This window comes from Thauera sp. SWB20 (assembly GCF_000831325.1).
Classification (GTDB): Bacteria; Pseudomonadota; Gammaproteobacteria; order Burkholderiales; family Rhodocyclaceae; genus Thauera; species Thauera aminoaromatica.
Window position 1 is genome coordinate 212,198 of record NZ_JTDM01000014.1, and the last position, 17,315, is coordinate 229,512.

Sequence of the window (17,315 nt, forward strand, 5' to 3'; positions counted from 1 at the left end):
GTCGAGCAATGGCCGCATCGTGTCCGCAGGAAATCTTCATCATTGGCGGTGGCTTCAGCGGTACGCTCACCGCCGTCCATCTGCTGCGCGAGGCGAGGCCGGGGCAGTTGCGTGTCACGCTGATCGAACAGCATCGGCGTGCCGCGCGCGGGTTGGCGTACCGCATCTGGGACGACAGCATGCTGCTCAACGTGCCGGCGGGCAACATGAGCGCGCTCGCCGATGAGCCGGGGCATTTCCTCGCCTACTGTCGCGACATCGATCCCGCGTTCAATGAGGGATCGTTCGTGCCGCGGCGGCTTTTTGGCGACTATCTCGAGCACACGCTGCAGGTCGCCGAGCGGGGGAGCCGCACGCCCTTCACCCGCATTCGCGCCCAGGCCGTTGCGGTACGCCGAAAACAGGCCTCGCCACTTCTGCAGATCGAACTGGACGATGGCGTCACGCGGCAGGCCGATCAGGTGGTGCTTGCACTCGGGCATCTGGGCGCGCAGCCCTTGCACTTCGCCGATGCCCTCGCCGGCTCGAGTCGCTATATCGGCAACCCATGGGATTATGCGGCGATGGACCAGATCCCCGCGGGCGGACCTGTTGTGGTCCTTGGCACCGGACACACCGCGATCGATGCCCTGTTTCGTCTCACCAGTCGGGACGATGAGCGCAAGGTGTTTCTGCTGTCGCGACGTGGTTTGCTGCCAAAGGGCCACCGTACGCTTCCGCAACCGCCGCCAACGACGACTTTCCCGGGCTATCTCGAAGACCTGCCGCCGACCACCTTTGCCTACTTGCGAGCCATACGGCGCCAGGTCCGCCTTCGGCAGCGCCAGGGCTGCAACTGGCGCGACGTCGTCAACGCCTTGCGCCCGCATACGCCGGAGATCTGGCGCCGCCTGCCGGAGATGGAGCGCCGGCGTTTTCTCTCGCGTGTAGGCCCGTGGTGGGACATCCATCGCCATCGCCTGGCACCCACCGCTTACCGGCGCCTGCGCGGAATGCTGGCGTCCGGTCAGGCCGCGGTCGTTGCGGGGCAGGTTCTGCAGATGCACGAGCACGGACCGGGCGTGCGGGTCATCGTCAGGCCGCGTGGCGGGAGCGAGGCGCGCGAGTGGGACGTCGCCGCGGTGGTGAACTGCACCGGGCCTGACTACGACATCGACCGTCTCACCGCTTCGCCCTTGGTCGCACAACTGCGCGACGAGGGCTACGTGCGCGCGGATCCTCTGCACATCGGCATCGATGTGGACGCCGGCTACCATGTGGTCGGTGCAGACGGTCTCAAGGTCTCGGGCCTGCACTACGTCGGGCCCATGCTTCGCGCGCGCTACTGGGAGGCCATCGCGGTGCCCGAACTGCGGCGACACGCGCACAACCTGGCGCGTCACCTGCTGACGCCGGGGCAGGCATGAGCCACAAGTAGGCGGCTTCTTCCTGCCGGCGCAGGGCCCCTCAGAGCAGGGCCCCTCAGAGCAGGGCCCCTCAGAGCAGGGCCTGAACGAGCCCGACGGTGGCGCATGCCGCAATCACCTTCATGACATCCTGCTTGTACTTCCACAGCGCGATGAAGGCCGCTGGCGAGATCAGCGCGTAGAGCCACTCGAAGCCGCCGCAGAACGGTGCGGCTTCGGTCGCGCGCGGGAAGATCACGTGCCAGCCGAAGAACGGCGCCAGGTTGAGGATCACCCCCACCACGGCGGCGGTGATGGTGTCAGCTCACGAAACGGAAAGAATCGTTCGTCAGGGCGCGCCATGTGCTTACGCACAAGCACTCTCAAGAGGAGGGTTTCTCGTACTTCCGAAACGCGCGCCAGAGTGCAAAGTCATAGGCGATCTTGAGCAGCCCGCAGGTCACCAGCGGCGCCGCCAGCCAGCCGGCGGCGAACAGGGCACCGCCGATGGCGGGGCTCGCTGCAGCGGCGAGGCTCCTGGGAACGGTGGTGAAGCTCGCCGCTGCGGCGCGCTCGGACGGCGTCACCACCGCCATGACGAAGGCCGAGCGCGTCGGCACGTCCATCTGCGACAGGGCGCTGCGCAGGAACAGCAGCGCGAGCGCCTCCGGCAGGCTATCGGCGAAGGCAGCGAGGATCAGGCAGACGCTCGACGGGATGTGGGTAAACACCATCGTGTTGATCAGGCCAATGCGGCGCGCCACCCAGGGGGCGGCGAGTTGGGAGCCGGCCGACAGCAGCCCGGCCCAGAAGAAGAACTGGCCGGCGGCGGCGAGCGAGAGGCCGAAACGCTCGAACAGCCAGAGCGCGAGCAAGGTATTGACGATCAAGCCTCCGGCGAAGGCATCGACCGAGAACAGCGCCGCCAGTTTGACCACGATGCCGCGCGAAGGCCCCAGCGGCGCGGGCGACGCATGCTCATGCACGGGGTGGTCCGGCAGGGCGCGATACAGGACGAAGATCGCGACGCCGGTTAGCCCGTAGGCGACGAACATCAGGCGCAACGCGTCGATCGGGGCCAGGCCGGCATCCGTCAACACTTGCGGGATCACTGTCGCCAGCGAACCGGTCGCGGCACACAAGGCGCCGACGAAGGTGTAGCGCGCGAACAGGAACGTGCGCGCCTCGCCTTGCGCCGATTCGGCCAGCCGCGCATGCTCCAGCGGCAGGAAGACGCTGACGTCGCCGGAGCTCGGGTTCATCGTACCGACGAAGGCGACGATCAGCAGCGGCCAGAAGGCGCCGATACCGCCCAGGCCGGCCAGCAGCAGACCCGTGGCGGCCATCAGGCAAGCAGCGGCGAGGAGTAGCCGGCGCTGCGGGAAACGATGTCCCCACTGCCCGACGGCCAGGGTCGCCAGCGCCGATCCGAGCAGGGTGACGGTGCTGATCAGCCCGACCTCCCACGTGCCGAACCCGAGCGTGAGCAGATAAACCGGCAGCAGAATGGCCACAAAGCCGTCGGTGAAGGCCCGCAGGGCGCGGCCGATCAGCAGCAGGCGCGCCTCGGGCGCGGTTCCCGCGGGCAGCAGCATCATTTCAAACAGCGCAGGCGAGGGACCTTCTTCAGCACGTCGCCAGCCGGCACGTAGAGGAACTCGGGAGCCTCATCGATGAAGCGCGTGACCAGCCAGGGGCAGGCGATCCGGTCGATCTTGGGGCGTTCGCGGGTGACCCATTGCATGTTCCATCCTCCATTTCTGGAAATGCGGCGGAGTCGTCACGCCAGGTACGTGTAAACGAGGCCGATGGCGGCGCAGGCGCCGATCACTTTCATGATGTCCTGCTTATACTTCCACAGCGCGATGAAGGCCGCCACCGAGATCAGCGCGTAGAACCACTCGAAGCCGCCGGAGAACGGCGCGGCGTCGGTGGCATGGGGGAAGATCACGTGCCAGCCGAAAAAGAGGGCCAGGTTGAGAATCACGCCCACCACGGCGGCGGTGATGCCGGTGAGCGGCGCGGTGAACTTCAGGTTGCCGTGGGTGGATTCCACCAGGGGTGCGCCGGCCAGGATGAAGACGAAGCTGGGCAGAAAGGTGAAGAAGGTGGCCACCGAGGCGCCCACGAACCCTGCCAGCAGCAGGGCGTCGGGACCGAAGATCTCCTTGGTCCACGCGCCGACGAAGCCGACGAAGGACACCACCATGATGAGCGGCCCCGGCGTGGTTTCGCCCAAGGCCAGGCCGTCGATCATCTGCGTGGCGGTCAGCCACTGATAGTGTTCGACACCGCCCTGATAGACATAAGGCAATACCGCGTAGGCGCCACCGAAGGTGACGAGTGCCGCCTTGGTGAAGAACTCCCCCATGTCCTGCAACACCGGGTGGCCCAGCAAGGCCATGGCCACCGCCCAGATCGCCAGCGCCATCACCAAGAGGGTGATGAGATAGGACCAGCGAAAGCGCGTATGGGCGATGGGCGGGGTGTCGTCGTCGATGAGGGCCGGCCCGTAATTCTTGTCCGAGGCGCCGTGCCCGCCGCCGACCTTGAATTTGTCCGGGGCCACCTTGCCGCCGATGAAACCCAGAATGCCGGCCGCGACGACAATGTAGGGAAAGGGCACGCGGAAGACGAAGATCGCGATAAAGGACAGGGCCGCCAGCGCCCACAGGATGTTGTTCTTCAGCGCGCGCGAGCCGATGCGCCAGGCGGCGAACACCACGATGGCCACCACCGCCGGCTTGATGCCGTTGAACACCCCCTGCACGAAGGTGAGATCGCCGAAGGCCAGATAGACGTACGTGAGCGCCGCGAGGATGAAGAGAGAAGGCAGCACGAACAGGACGCCGGCGACGATACCGCCCCAGGTGCGGTGCAGCAGCCAGCCGATGTAGATGGCGAGTTGCTGCGCCTCGGGACCGGGCAGCAGCATGCAGTAGTTGAGGGCGTGCAGGAAGCGGTGCTCGGAGATCCAGCGCCGTCTCTCCACCAGCTCCTGATGCATGATGGCGATCTGCCCGGCGGGGCCGCCGAAGCTGATGAAGCCGAGCTTCAGCCAGTACAGGAAGGCCTCGCCGAAGGTGGGAAGGGCGGGGCGCTGTTGCGGCGGGGGTGCGGCGTTCATTTTGCGGAGCCCTCATTGATTGGCCGCGATGGTCGCTGAATCAGCGCGTCACGGGGGCGCCCCACCCCTCCCGGAGCGCTCAGCGCTTGTGCAGCCAGTGCTGGTAGAGCCAGCGCGCGGCGTAGTCGAGCGCGAAACCCAGTGCGCCGATGATCAGGATCGCCGCCATCAGATCCGGATAGGCGAGGCGGTCGCGGGCGTCGAGGATGAAGTAGCCCAGACCGGCCGACACGCCGAGCATCTCCGCCGGCACCAGGATGATCCAGATGATGCCGATCGCCAGCCGTACCCCGCTCAGGATGTGGGCAACGATGCCGGGGAGTACGACGCGGAAGATCGTCTCGGAGCGTGTTGCCGACAGGCTGCGCGCCAGCATCAGCCAGTTGCGGTCGAGCTGGGCGACGCCTGCCGCCGTGTTGAGCAGGATCGGCCATACGGCAGCGAAGGCAAGCAGGAAGTACACCGGCGCATCGCCCACCCCCAGCACCATCACCGCAATCGGCATCCACGACAGCGGCGAGATCATGCGCAGGAACTGGAACAGCGGCGTGGTCGTGTGCGCGAACGCCCGTGACACTCCGGTGAGGATGCCCAGTGGCACGCCGATGGCGAGCGCCACCGCGAGACCAACGGCAACCCGCTGCAGGCTGACGCCGATGTGATCCCACATCAGCGGATCAACGACCAGGCGGCCCAGGGCGCGCAGCGCTTCCACCGGGGCGAAGTTTGCGAGGATCGGCGTCTCGGTCGCCAGCAGCAGCGTGGTCGCTGCCCAAAAGGCGGCAACCAGCCCGAGGCCGAGCACAGGCAGTATCAAGGGTGCAGACATGCGCTTCAGGCCACGATGGTTTCTTGCCGCAGCAGGTTGGCTGGCAGACCGAAGGCCTGCGGGCCGCCCACCGCGGCGATCGCCTCGCGCACGAAGCGCTCATCGACCAGATCGCGGGCAACGAAGGCGGGGTCCAGCTTGGCCAGGAAGCTGGCATCGCCCTCGACCTTGGTGGTGAGCAGACTGCGCACCAGTTCTTCCGTGTAGGACGGGAAGGGGTAGGGCTGGAAGTCGACACGGCGCTGGTGCCAGCCCTTGTTGCGGGCGACGCCGCTGTCCTCGTAGGCCGTGTAGTCGGTGGCGGACAACACCTTGGCCAGCACCTCGACCGAGTGCGGCGTGTAGCGGTTGTCACCGGAGGTGGCAAGCAGCTTGGCGGCGTCGAGCTGGTTGCTGCGCGTCCACAGTTGCGCCTTGACGATGGCGGTGGTGACGCGCTGCGCCCACTGCGGGCGCTCGGCGATGTCGCGCTCCGCAAGAAAGGTCACGCAGCAGGCGTGGTCCTTCCACACGTCGCCGGAGAAGCGCAGCACCTTGCCCACTCTGTTGATCTCCGCCGCGGCGTTGAACGGGTCGGCGACGATGAAGCCGGCGATGCCCTTGCCCGCCAGCGCCGACACCATCTCCGCCGGCGGCAGCACGACCAGGTTGACCTCGTTGGCCGCGATCGAACTGCCGCGCGGCCGGGTCACCGCGGTCAGGCCGTTCGCAACCAGCAGCTTCTGCAGCAGGATGTTGTGGATCGAGTACCAGAACGGGATCGCCACCGTCTTGCCGCCGAGGTCCGCCACCGTGTTGATGTCATGCGCGACGGTGAGCGCCGAGCCGTTCATGTGGTTCCAGGCCACCACCTTGGCCGGGAACCTGGTGCCATAGCGCACCCACAAGGTCGTCGGCGACAGCAGGTGGATGACGTTCACCTGGCCGGAGACGAAGGCCTCGACGATCTGTGCCCAGCTGCGGAACAGGCGCGGCGCCTCGGTGCGCAGGCCTTCGGCCTCGAACAGCTTGCGTGCATGGGCGACCAGCAGCGGCGTGGCATCGGTGATCGGCAGATAGCCGATCTTCACCGGCACATCGTCGCCCGTACTGGCTTGAGCCATGGCGTCGCCCGCGCGCAGCATGGGCACGGCCAGGCCGGCGCCGGTCAGGGCGGACAGGCGCAGGAAGTCGCGGCGGGTCATGCCGCAGCCGCAGTCGGACGACAGGCAGATGTGCGGGCGGGCGGCGGGGTTGTAATTCATGGTTTCTGGCCCCTGTTCAGGAATGGGTAGGTGTTGGCGCCGCTGCAGATGTGGAGGCAGCGCCCTCAATCGTCGCGCGCAGGGCGGCCAGGATCTGCATCCGCAGCGTGGTGACCGCTTCGGCGTGGTCCTCACGCGGATGCGGGATGTCGACGGCCCACTCGCGGTGGATGTGGCCGGGCTTGCCGGCCATCAGCAGGATGCGGTCGGCCACCAGGATGGCTTCGTCGATGTCGTGGGTCACGAGCAGCACTGCCGCATGCCAGCGGTGCACGACGTCCACCAGCAGGCGCTGCATCTCGGCACGGGTGATCGCATCCAGCGCCGAGAAAGGCTCGTCGGCGAACAGCAGCTCCGGCTCGCGTGCCAGGGCGCGGGCCAGCGCGACGCGCTGGGCCTGCCCGCCCGACAGCTCGGCGGGCCACGCCTGCTCGCGTCCGGCCAGCCCCACGGCGGCCAGCGCCGCGTGCACGCGCGCCTTGCGGGCGGACGCGGCGATGGCGGGCTGGTGCTTGAAGTCGAGGCCGAAGCTGGCGTTGTCGAACACGTTCAGCCATGGCAGCAGGCTGGCCTGCTGGAACACCAGCGCACTGCGCGGATGCGGGCTACTGAGGGCTTGGCCAAGAAAGCGCACGTCACCGCTGCTTGCCGCCTCCAGCCCGGCGAGCACGCGCAGCAGGGTCGATTTGCCGCAGCCACTGCCGCCAAGCAGGCAGACGATCTCGCGCCGGCCGATGCCGAGCGAGACGTCCGCGAAGGTCGGGGCGGATTTCGCGTAGGCGAAACACAGGCCCTCGGCGTCGAGCACCCGTTCCCGCGCGGCGTTGATCGCCAAGGTGGTCGCCAGCGGCTGCGGCGCGTTCATGCTGCGCAGGCTCCGGCCTGCCTGGCGAGTTCGCCCTGCAACTGCGTCAGGCTGGGGGTGATGACCGGGATGAAGGCGCCTTCCACCCAGCGCCGCGCGAAGTCGCGATGCTGGTCGCGCAGGTAAGCCCGCCCACCACTGGCGTCGAGCTCCAGGCCCAACGCGGTCTGGGCGATCTCGGCGAGGCGGATGCGAATTCGGAACAGCGCCGCCGGCTCGCTCACGAAGCGGCCGCTCGCCAGACCCTCGCGCACGGCGCCCACGAGTCGCTCCAGTTCGGCCGACACTTCGCCGACGCGCGGCAGCAGGATGGCGTGCGCGCCCTTGCCCTGCTCGGCAGCGGTGCGTAGCGCGATGCGTGCGAGGCCGATCGACATGCCCAGTTGCAGCGACAGGAAGGCCGGACGCACGCCGGGGCAGAAGCTGCGCGCGTCTTCGTGCAGCACATGCTCCGGCCCGATATCGGCGGCGCGAATGTCGATGGCCGCGGTGTTGCTGCCACGCAGCGCGACCAGATCGAGGTCTGCGCTGCGCGTCACGCCGGACTCGCTGTCGGTGATGGCGACCACCATCGGTGCCGCCCCGTCGCTGCGCGCGACTGCGGCGGCGACGATGAAGCCGGCCTTGCGCAGGTTCGTCACCCAGGGCAGCCGGCCGTCGAGTTGCCAGCGCTCCCCCTTGGCCGTGGCGTTCAACTGCAGCGACTCGATGCCGGAGAGGAACTTCATCGCGTTCGACAACCCGGTGGCGCCGGCGAACTCGCCCGCGAGCAGCGCCGGCAGCCAGCGCTCGCGCAGCGCCGCGTTGGGCGACTGCAGCAGGTACTCGATGAAGGTGCGCTGCCCCCAGCACACGAAGGCGGCGGTCAGCGAGCGCTCGGCGATGGCGGCGATTGCCTCGACGCCGTCGAAGGTGTCGCCGCCGTCCCCGCCCAGCGCCTGCGGCACGCCGATGCGAAACAGCCCGCGCCGGCCCAGCTCCGGAACGAGCTGGTCGGCGTCGGCGTTGCCAAGGTTGTAGGCCTCGGCGTTGATAGAGAACCAGCTCAGGTCTGCGTCGACCGCATCAATGCGCGCATTCATGGTTGCAGCACTCCGGGGCGGAAGTCCTGCAACTGCGGGTTGATCTCGCTTGCGGCGAGGTTGTTGGCGAAGTTGCACAGCGTCGCCAGGCTGATGCCGAGCACCACTTCCAGCGCCTGCGCCTGGGTGAAGCCGGCGTCGAGGAAGGCCTTCAGCTCGCCATTGCCGACGTTGCCGCGGCTGACGATCACCGCGCGGGTAAAGGCGACGAGGGCGTCGTAGCGCGCAATGCCGGTGATGCCGCGCTGCTGCAGGGCGACCACCGTGGCGCGGTCGAAGCCGGCCTTCTTGAGCGCGATCGCCGAGTGGCCGCTGACGCAGAACTCGCAGCCATGCACGCTGGCGGCGGTGATCTGCACCACCTCGCGCTCGGCCAGGGTCAGGCTGGCGCGGCCATTGATCTCGCCGACGGTGAAGTAGGTCTCCACCGCGGTGGGCGCGTTGGCCAGCACGCCGATCAGGTTGGGCACGAAGCCGTTGTTGCCGAGCGCTCGTTCGATGAAGGGGCGGCTGGCTTCCGGGGCGGTTTCGAGGTTTTGCAGGGGCAGACGGGACATGGGGTTCGATCCGGATCGGGAAACGGACGCAATTGTGCTGAGCCTGCGCGACGGACCGAACCAAGAAGATCTGCTTTGCTTATCAGCGGCGAGCGCATATCCATATTGACTCTGGCGCGGTGCCGGCCACCTCCGGGATGGTCCGCAGGCGGTGGCCGGTCGCCCCAGGGGCTTGGTCAATCGCCGCCGTGTCGTTACAGCCCGAACAGCCGCGCCGCGTTGCCGTACAGCGCCTTGTCCAGCGCCGACTCGCGCAGGCCCAGCTCGAGGAAGTCGCCGATCGACTGGCGGATCGGGCGGAAGGGGTAGGACGAGCCGAACAGGAACTGATCCGCCATGAAGCCGTTCGCCGCCTCCACATAGGCCTTGCTACCGGCGACGAAGAGGTACATGTCGGGCACGAGGTGGATGTTCTCGTAGCGGAAGGCGAGGCCGATCGCCTGCGCCACGTTCGGCCACCAGCCGTGGTAGCTCACGATCGGCAGTTGCGGAAACGCCCGCGCCACGTTGGCCAGCGGCGCCGGGTCGTTGAAGCGCGGGTCGGGCGTGGTCGGGCCGGTCATCAGGAACACCGGCACGCCGAGCTGCGCGCACACCTCGTAGATCGGAAAGTACGCCGGGTCATCGACGTGGTGGGCGGGGCTGCCGAAGCCCGGTTCGATGTCGATGCCCGCCAGCCCGAGGTCGCGGATCGCGCGCTCGGCCTCCTCCACTGCGGCACGCCCCTGGATCACCGGATCGACGCCGGCGATGCCGAGCAGCTCGTCATGGCCGTGCGTGATGCGGTGGATCAGTTCGCTCGGCAGGTGCTGCGACGGCGTGTGGCGACCGACCACGACGGCCTTGCTCAGCCCCGCGTCGCGCACTTCGGCGAGGAAACCCTCCTGTGTGTGGGAACGCGTGAAGTGCTCGTCGCTGCCGCGTGTGCCCACGCGCCGGTTGAGCCAGCGCGCGGTATCGTATTCGGGTGTGCCCGGCGTGGCCCCGAAGAAGTCGTGCAGGAAAGCCGGCCGGCAGCGCATGTCGATGACTTTCATGCCGCCGCCTTCACCGCTGCCGGGGTCCTGACCGTGCTCTGGTCGAACGGGCCGCCGGTGATCACCTGATCCTGGATCGTCACCGGCGCCTTGCCTGGCAGCAGCGGGAACACCAGCTCGGCGAAGCGCCAGGCTTCCTCGAGATGCGGATAGCCGGAGAGGACGAAGCTGTCGACGCCCAGATCGGCATATTCCCTGAGGCGCGTCGCCACGGTGTGCGGATCGCCCACCAGCGCCGTGCCCGCACCGCCGCGCACCAGGCCCACGCCCGCCCACAGGTTGGGGCTGACCTCGAGCTTGTCGCGCCGGCCGCCGTGCAGCGCAGCCATGCGGCGCTGGCCTTCGGAATCCATCGTCGCGAAGCGCGCCTGCACCTTGGCGATGGTGTCATCGTCGAGGCGGCTGATGAGCTTGTCGGCCTCGGCCCAGGCTTCCTCGTTGGTCTCGCGCACGATCACGTGCAGGCGGACGCCGAAGCGGACCTTGCGCCCGCGCTTCGCCGCACGCGCACGCACGTCGGCGATCTTCTCGGCCACCGCCGCGGGCGGCTCGCCCCAGGTCAGGTAGGCGTCGACATGCTCGGCCGCGAGGTCGTGGGCGGCGTTCGACGAGCCGCCGAAATACAGCGGCGGGTAGGGTTTCTGCAGCGCGGGAAAGAGCAGTTGCGCGTCCTTCACCTTGTGATGTCCGCCCTCGTAATCGACCGTCTCGCCCTGCAGCAGTCGGCGCCAGATGGTGAGGAACTCGCTCGCCTCGTCGTAGCGCGCGTCGTGGTCGAGGAAGATGCCGTCGCCGGCCAGCTCCGCGGAGTCGCCGCCCGCCACCACGTTGAGCAGCAGCCGGCCCCGGGTGGCCTGGTCCAGTGTCGCCGCCATGCGTGCGGCGGCGGTCGGCTTGGTCAGCGCGGTGCGCAGCGCCACCAGCAGCTTGAGCTTGCGCGTCACCGGCGCCACGCTGCCCGCCACCACCCAGGGGTCGAGGCAGCCGCTGCCGGTGGGGATCAGGATGCCGTCGTAGCCCAGGTTGTCGGCGGTCACCGCGATCTGCTGCATGTATTCGATGCTGACCGGGCGGCCGGAGCTGGACTTGCCGAGGTAGCGCGTGTCGCCGGCGGTGGGCAGGAACCAGAAGATGTCGAGACTCATGTCTTTCCCTGTCCTCAGGCCGCTTCGGCCAGTTCGGGTGCCGGCTTCGCGGCAGCAGCCTTCGCCTCAAGCGCTCGCACCAGCGGCAGCACCTTCTCGCCGAAGTAGGCCACCTCTTCCTGGAAGTGCAGGAAGCCGCTCAGCACCAGATCCACGCCGACCGCCTTCAGCGCGACGATGCGCTCGGCGATCTGCTGCGGCGTGCCGATCAGGTTGGTCTTGAAGCCGTCGTTGTACTGCACCAGATCCTGGAAGGTGGACTTGGCCCAGTTGCCTTCGCCTTCCGGGCTCGCCTTGCCGGCCTGCTTCACCGCGTCGCCGAAGGCATTGACCGCCTCCGGGTCGGCCTTGTCGATGATCTCCTGCAGCACCGCCTGCGCCTCTTCCTCGGTGTCGCGGGCGATGATGAAGGCATTGACGCCGACCTTGACCCGGTGCCCGTTGGCGGCCGCCTTGGCGCGGATATCGTCGACCTGCGCCTTGATGCCTTCGACGGTGTTGCCGTTGGTGAAATACCAGTCGGACACCCGGGAAGCCATGTCGCGCGCGGCGCGCGAACTGCCGCCCTGGAAGATCTCCGGATGCGGCCGCTGCAGGGGCTTGGGCTTCAAGGTGTAGTCGTGGAAGCGGTAGAAGTCGCCCTTGTAGGTGAAGTTGTCCTGGGTCCAGATGCCCTTGAGCACCTCGATGAACTCCTGCGAGCGGCGATAGCGCTCGTCGTGTTCCAGCCAGGGCTCGCCGATGCCGTGGAACTCGCCACGGAACCAGCCCGACACCACATTGACCGCCACGCGGCCGCCGGTGAGTTGGTCGATGGTGGCGATCTGCTTGGCCAGCACCGCCGGATGCCACGGCCCGGGCAGCACCGCGGCGATCACGCGCAGCTTCTCGGTCGCGGCCAAGAGCGCATGGCTGATCGCCACCGACTCGTGCTGGTATTCGGCGCCATAGCCGGCGGTGAAGCGGATCTGCGACAGGGCGTAGTCGAAACCTGCGTTCTCGGCGATCTGCGCCAGCTTGCGGTTGTAGTCGATGTCCCAGCTCGTGCGCTGCTCGATCTTGCTGACGACCAGCCCGCCACTGACGTTGGGCACCCAGTAGGCGAATTTGATGTTGTCGCGACTCATGCTCGTTTTTCCTTGACGGTGAATGGGGGGGTCAGGCGGCAGCGCGCGCGTTCTTGTGCACGCTCGACAGGGCTGGGACGCGGGGGCGCAGGAAGGGCCGCGCGCGCTCGGCGGCGAGGTCGATGCGCGCCTGCAGCGCCGGGCTGGTGATCTGGTAGTCCTGGATCTCGGCTTCGCTGCCATACACGCCGATCGGCAGGGTGTGGGCCTGGAAGAAGCTGAACAGCGGGCGGAGTTGGTGCTCGATGACCAGCGCGTGGCGGTCGCTGCCGCCGGTGGCGGCAAGCAGCACCGGCACGTCGATCAGCGCGTTGTGGTCGACGAAGTCGAACAGGTGCTTGAACAGGCCGGTGAAGGAGGCCCGATACACCGGGCTCGCTACCGCCAGGAAGTCCGCCGATTCGATCGCGGCGATGTCGGCCTTGACGTCGTCGGGCAGTTGCGAGGGGTAGAGCGCTCCGGCCAGCTTGGGGCCGACGGTGCCGAGTTCGATCAGGCGCACGTCGATCGGGGCCTGCTCGCCCAAGGCGTCGATCAGGGCCTCGACCACGGTCAGGGTGCGGGAGGGACGTTGCAGACCGCCGGAGACGGCCACGACCTTGATGTGCTTGCTCATGCGTTCACCTTTTTGGGTTGTGTGCGGCGTGCCAGGTTTGGCACTTGCATGAGCATTAGCACGGTGCGTGCCAGATTTTTTGTGCTTGTAAAACAGTGTCTTGACAGCTTCGTGCCGATCCTGCTGCTGGCCGCGCAGCAAACGCCGCAGCGGGCTGCTGCATGGGCAACACGCACGACAACAGATCGGAATGGCGCGTTGCTTGCCTTATCGCGCCAATAAAGATAGTCTTTTGGCGCAGTAGGCATTCATTGCGTCAGAACACCATGCCAAAAAAACTACCTTCCGATCTTGGCGAACGCATCGAGGCGCTCATCGGCGAGCACCCGGATGGGATCAGCACCGATGAATTGCACGCCCTGCTGGCAGGGTGGGTTAGCCGCCGCACGTTGCAGCGACGACTGGCTGAGTTGGTCGAGGCGAGGAAGATCGCCACCCACGGCTCAGGCCCCGGCTTGCGTTACCGGCCACTCGGCGTTGCTGGGGTAGAACTCCACCAGACGGTTTCAGCTTCCGACAAGTCGAGTACCGACGCCGGTCTCAGGGTGTCGCCCGAAGGCGAGGAGATCCGGCGCCAGGTGCGCCAGTCTCGGGAAAAGCGGACGCCTGTCAGCTACCGGCAATCCTTCCTGGAGCAATACACGCCAAACCTGACGGCCTATCTCCCGGAACCCTTGCGCGTGCAGTTGCGCCAGCTCGGCCGTCCCGCCGTCGCAGAGATCGATGCTGCCCCAGCGGGTACGTTTGCCCGTGACATCCTCAACCGCCTGTTGATCGATCTCTCCTGGGCCTCGTCGCAACTGGAAGGCAACACCTATTCACGGCTCGACACCGAACGCCTGATCGAATTTGGCCAGGCCGCGGCCGGCAAGGACGCACTGGAAACCCAGATGATCCTCAACCACAAGGCGGCGATCGAGTATCTGGTGCACGATACCGAACACGTTGGTGTCAATCCGGAAACCATCATCGCCCTGCACGCTTTCCTGTCGGATGGCTTGATGCCCGACCCGGCGGCCTGCGGTCGCCTGCGTACCCGGCCAGTGGAAATCGGCGGCAGCGTCTACCTGCCCATCGCCATGCCGCAGCGAATCGAGGAACTGTTTGCTGTCGTCGTCGGAATGGCCGCCGAAATTCGTGATCCCTTCGAGCAGTCCTTCTTCCTGATGGTGCATCTGCCCTATCTGCACCCCTTCGAGGACGTCAACAAGCGGGTCTCCCGACTTGCCGCGAACATTCCTTTCATCAAGCACAACCTGTCGCCCTTGTCCTTCATCGATGTGCCCGCGGTGGACTACATCGAAGGCCTGCTCGGAATCTACGAACTCAACCGGATCGAGCTGTTGCGCGACATCTTTGTGCGCGCTTACGAGCGTTCCTGCCAGCAATACGTCGCCGTGCGCCAGCAAATGGTGCCGCCGGACCCTGTACGGCTACGTTATCGCCATCAATTGACGGCGCTCATCGCGACCATCGTCCGCAGTGATGCAAGGGCCGAGCCGGCAGTGATCCGCGCTTTGCTTCCCGACACCGTTGCTGCCGAGGACCGGGAGCGCTTCATTGAGCTGGTTGGAGAGGAATTCCGCAGCCTGCATCCTGGGAATGCCATCCGATTCGGACTGCGGCCGCTGGAGTTCGCCGCGTGGCGCGAGCGGAACCCCAGTGCCGACAGACGTTGATCCAGCGAAGTAGTAGGCGTAATCGAGGCGGACTTCGGTGGGCTCGCGCTTCATTTGCCCCGCTGCCCCAGAGGAGCCGGGCTGTTCAAGCGGCCTGCGAAAGCAGGCTCTCATACGGGATCCGCAAGCCATCGTGCAGTCGCTTCACCATGCGCAGGCTGAGGGGGCGCTTTCGGTTCAGCACCTCGGAAACCCGGCCGCTCGAGCCGATGAACGGTTCGAGGTCTTTCGCCACCAAGCCCTGTTGCTCCATGCGGAACTTGATTGCCTCCACAGGATCTGCAGGGCCGACGGGATAGTGTTTGTTCTCGTAGGACTCGATGAGTGCGACCAGCACCTCCATCTCGTCCGCCTCGGGCGACCCCTCGGCGGCCTGGAAAACGGTCTCGAGGCGCGCGAACGCAGCCCGCAAATCGTCATCGTTACGAATCGGCTTAATATTCATTGACGGTCTCTACATCGATCTTGTCGTAATGCGCATGGGTCCCGACGAACTTGACCCAGGCAATCCCGGCCCGGTACTGCATTTCCACCACCAGTCGGTACTTGTTGCCAGCAATGTTGAACACGACTCGGTTGTTGCCGCAGAAGCTGGCGTTCCGGTACTGCGCCTTGATGTCCTGAGGCGAAGTCCAGTTGGCCTGAGCGGCCTCGTCATACCAACTTTCCAGTGGGCCTTGTGCGTCGTCATACCCCGGACGTTGCCAGAACTTTCGCAAGGTGCTTTTTGCAATGATGCGCATGGATGGATTGTGGCTCCCAAAATGGGAGAAATCAAGCCGCATCCAGGGCGGCCCATAAGGACTTGAATGCAGAAACTCCCGCCACCTTTTGCGCGACGGGAGTTTCGGTTTGTTGCGCCCGGTATGGGCGGAGGGGCGGCGCGGACCAGTCAGCCCGGGCGTTCAACTCCGCTTATTCAGCCTCAGCGCCAGCCGGTCGCCGCCGAACTGGATCACCGTCACCAGCGCCACCAGCAGCACGATCACGGTCAGCATCACGTCGGTGTCGAAGCGCTGATAGCCGTAGCGGTAGGCGAGGTCGCCCAGCCCGCCGGCGCCGATCGCACCCGCCACCGCCGAGGCGTTGATCATGCTCACCAGCGTGATGGTGAACCCGGCGACGATGCCCGGCCGGGCCTCGGGCAGCAGCACGTGCCAGATGATGTGCCAGCGCTTGCAGCCCATCGCCTGCGCCGCTTCGATCAGGCCGCGGTCCACCTCGCGCAGGCTGACCTCGGCGATGCGGGCGAAGAAGGGGACCGCGGCCGCACTCAGCGGCACGATCGCGGCCCACACCCCGTAGCTGGTGCCGACGAGCAGGCGGGTGATCGGGATCATCGCCACCATCAGGATCAGGAACGGAATCGAGCGGACGACGTTCACCACGCTGCCGAGCACGCTGTTGGCCCAGCGCGCCGCGAAGATGCCGTCGCGCGCGGTGGCGACCAGGATCAGCGCCAGCGGGATGCCGAGCAGCAGCGTGATCAGCGACGACACGCCGATCATCACGAAGGTCTCCCAGGCGCCGGTGAGCAGCCGATCAATGAGCAAGGGCGACATAACCCAGTCCTCCCACCTTGTCGGCCAGGCCGCGTGCGCGGCGGATGATGTCCGCGGCCGGTTCGCTCGAATCCACGCTCACCAGCAGATGGCCCTGCGCCCGCCCCTGGATGCGGTCGATGCCTCCATGCACGAGCCGGGTGCCGGCGCCCAGCACGCTGGCGATCGACAGCAGGTCGGGGTCGCGGCGGCTGACGCCGGTGAAGTGCAGGTCGAGCAGCAGCGCGCGCGCTTCCGCGCTGCGCTCGGGGTGGATGCGGCCGTTGAGGTCGTCGGGCAGGTCGTGATGCACGGTGCCGAGCAGGCTGCGCGTGACCTCGTGCTGCGGGTCGCCGAACACCTGCCACACCGGACCTTGCTCCGCCACGCGGCCGCGTTCCAGCACCACCACGCGGTGGCAGATCTCGTGGATCACCTCCATCTCGTGGGTGATCAGCACGATGGTGAGGCCCAGGCGCTGGTTGATGTCGCGCAGCAGCGCGAGGATGGCCTGCGTGCTCTCCGGGTCGAGTGCCGACGTGGCCTCGTCGCACAGCAGGATCTCCGGCTGGTGCACCAGGGCGCGGGCGATGCCCACGCGCTGCTTCTGCCCGCCCGACAACTGCGCCGGATACCTGTCGCGCTTCTCGGTCAGGCCGACCAGCTCCAGCAGCTCGGCCACGCGGCGCTCGATGTCGGCCGCGCTCGCGCCCGCCACCTTCAGCGGCAGGGCCACGTTCTGCCACACCGTCTTCGCCGACATCAGGTTGAAGTGCTGGAAGATCATGCCGACACGCCGGCGCAGGCCGACGAGCTGGCTCTCGTCGAGCGTGGCGATGTCGCGCCCGTCGATCACCACCTTGCCGCTGCTCGGGTCTTCCAGGCGGTTCAGGGTGCGGATCAGCGAGGACTTGCCGGCGCCGCTGCGGCCGATGATGCCGAAGATCTCGCCGCGCCGGATGTCGAGGTCGATGTCTTCCAGCGCGGTGACCGCGCCGCGGCCGGTGTCGTAGGTCTTGCCGATCGCCTCCAGCCGGATGTGGGCGAGCGACTGCTCGATGCGGGTTGCAAGCCGGTCCAT

General features: G+C 67.0%; 20 protein-coding genes. 3 read left to right on the forward strand and 17 right to left on the reverse strand.

Annotated elements, in window-relative coordinates; all coding sequences use genetic code 11:
- Window positions 1-8: 8 nt before the first annotated feature.
- A complete protein-coding gene (locus tag PO78_RS05945; RefSeq protein WP_043742710.1) occupies window positions 9-1,406 on the forward strand; it encodes an FAD/NAD(P)-binding protein in 1,398 nt (465 codons plus the stop codon).
- Between the two features lie 70 nt (window positions 1,407-1,476).
- Here PO78_RS05945 and PO78_RS05950 read toward each other — a convergent pair whose 3' ends face one another.
- From PO78_RS05950 to msuE, 13 genes are all read right to left on the reverse strand, one after another.
- Window positions 1,477-1,680 carry a hypothetical protein gene (locus PO78_RS05950; RefSeq protein ID WP_231570630.1) on the reverse strand — a complete coding sequence of 68 codons (204 nt, stop codon included), beginning with the start codon at window positions 1,678-1,680 and terminating at the stop codon, window positions 1,477-1,479.
- 88 nt (window positions 1,681-1,768) lie between these two features.
- Entirely contained in the window at window positions 1,769-2,983 is a 1,215-nt protein-coding gene (locus PO78_RS05955; protein ID WP_231570631.1) for an MFS transporter, read from the reverse strand.
- Window positions 2,980-3,129, reverse strand: a complete 150-nt coding sequence (locus PO78_RS22170) for a chromate resistance protein ChrB domain-containing protein (protein ID WP_004304881.1) — start codon at window positions 3,127-3,129, stop codon at window positions 2,980-2,982. The genes PO78_RS05955 and PO78_RS22170 overlap by 4 nt, the downstream gene beginning before the upstream one ends.
- Before the next feature lie 36 nt (window positions 3,130-3,165).
- Entirely contained in the window at window positions 3,166-4,512 is a 1,347-nt protein-coding gene (gene chrA, locus PO78_RS05960; RefSeq protein ID WP_004304884.1) for a chromate efflux transporter, read from the reverse strand.
- A 79-nt stretch (window positions 4,513-4,591) separates the two neighbouring features.
- Entirely contained in the window at window positions 4,592-5,341 is a 750-nt protein-coding gene (locus PO78_RS05965) for an ABC transporter permease (RefSeq protein ID WP_043742712.1), read from the reverse strand.
- 5 nt (window positions 5,342-5,346) lie between these two features.
- A complete protein-coding gene (locus PO78_RS05970; protein ID WP_043742713.1) occupies window positions 5,347-6,585 on the reverse strand; it encodes an ABC transporter substrate-binding protein in 1,239 nt (412 codons plus the stop codon).
- A 16-nt stretch (window positions 6,586-6,601) separates the two neighbouring features.
- The gene (locus PO78_RS05975) at window positions 6,602-7,450 is read right to left on the reverse strand and encodes an ABC transporter ATP-binding protein (protein WP_052484370.1); all 849 of its coding nucleotides are present in this window, start codon (window positions 7,448-7,450) and stop codon (window positions 6,602-6,604) included.
- Window positions 7,447-8,532, reverse strand: coding sequence for an acyl-CoA dehydrogenase family protein (locus PO78_RS05980; RefSeq protein WP_004302310.1), 1,086 nt, complete (start codon window positions 8,530-8,532; stop codon window positions 7,447-7,449). The genes PO78_RS05975 and PO78_RS05980 overlap by 4 nt, the downstream gene beginning before the upstream one ends.
- Entirely contained in the window at window positions 8,529-9,089 is a 561-nt protein-coding gene (locus PO78_RS05985; RefSeq protein ID WP_004302312.1) for a carboxymuconolactone decarboxylase family protein, read from the reverse strand. Before PO78_RS05985 ends, PO78_RS05980 begins: the two co-directional genes overlap by 4 nt.
- Before the next feature lie 194 nt (window positions 9,090-9,283).
- Window positions 9,284-10,126 carry an amidohydrolase family protein gene (locus PO78_RS05990; RefSeq protein WP_004302314.1) on the reverse strand — a complete coding sequence of 281 codons (843 nt, stop codon included), beginning with the start codon at window positions 10,124-10,126 and terminating at the stop codon, window positions 9,284-9,286.
- Entirely contained in the window at window positions 10,123-11,271 is a 1,149-nt protein-coding gene (ssuD, locus tag PO78_RS05995) for an FMNH2-dependent alkanesulfonate monooxygenase (protein WP_043742715.1), read from the reverse strand. Before ssuD ends, PO78_RS05990 begins: the two co-directional genes overlap by 4 nt.
- Window positions 11,272-11,285: 14 nt before the next feature.
- Window positions 11,286-12,398: a dimethylsulfone monooxygenase SfnG gene (gene sfnG / locus PO78_RS06000; protein WP_043742717.1), complete on the reverse strand. Its 1,113-nt coding sequence runs from the start codon at window positions 12,396-12,398 to the stop codon at window positions 11,286-11,288.
- 31 nt (window positions 12,399-12,429) lie between these two features.
- Complete coding sequence (gene msuE / locus PO78_RS06005) at window positions 12,430-13,014, reverse strand: FMN reductase (protein ID WP_043742718.1); 585 nt, start codon at window positions 13,012-13,014, stop codon at window positions 12,430-12,432.
- 48 nt (window positions 13,015-13,062) lie between these two features.
- On the opposite strand from msuE, the gene PO78_RS22795 reads away from it, so the two are divergent.
- Together PO78_RS22795 and PO78_RS06010 are read left to right on the forward strand one after the other, a co-directional pair.
- On the forward strand, window positions 13,063-13,236 hold the full coding sequence (locus PO78_RS22795) for a hypothetical protein (protein WP_156147779.1): 174 nt from the start codon (window positions 13,063-13,065) through the stop codon (window positions 13,234-13,236).
- Between the two features lie 29 nt (window positions 13,237-13,265).
- A complete protein-coding gene (locus tag PO78_RS06010) occupies window positions 13,266-14,693 on the forward strand; it encodes a Fic family protein (protein ID WP_231570632.1) in 1,428 nt (475 codons plus the stop codon).
- Window positions 14,694-14,778: 85 nt separating this feature from the next.
- Here PO78_RS06010 and PO78_RS06015 read toward each other — a convergent pair whose 3' ends face one another.
- From PO78_RS06015 to PO78_RS06030, 4 genes are all read right to left on the reverse strand, one after another.
- A complete protein-coding gene (locus PO78_RS06015; RefSeq protein ID WP_043742720.1) occupies window positions 14,779-15,138 on the reverse strand; it encodes a helix-turn-helix domain-containing protein in 360 nt (119 codons plus the stop codon).
- Window positions 15,128-15,436 (reverse strand): type II toxin-antitoxin system HigB family toxin, encoded by a 309-nt coding sequence (locus PO78_RS06020; protein ID WP_043742721.1) that lies wholly within the window; start codon window positions 15,434-15,436, stop codon window positions 15,128-15,130. The genes PO78_RS06015 and PO78_RS06020 overlap by 11 nt, the downstream gene beginning before the upstream one ends.
- 162 nt (window positions 15,437-15,598) lie before the next feature.
- Window positions 15,599-16,255 (reverse strand): methionine ABC transporter permease, encoded by a 657-nt coding sequence (locus tag PO78_RS06025; RefSeq protein WP_043742722.1) that lies wholly within the window; start codon window positions 16,253-16,255, stop codon window positions 15,599-15,601.
- The gene (locus PO78_RS06030; protein ID WP_043742723.1) at window positions 16,236-17,315 is read right to left on the reverse strand and encodes a methionine ABC transporter ATP-binding protein; all 1,080 of its coding nucleotides are present in this window, start codon (window positions 17,313-17,315) and stop codon (window positions 16,236-16,238) included. The genes PO78_RS06025 and PO78_RS06030 overlap by 20 nt, the downstream gene beginning before the upstream one ends.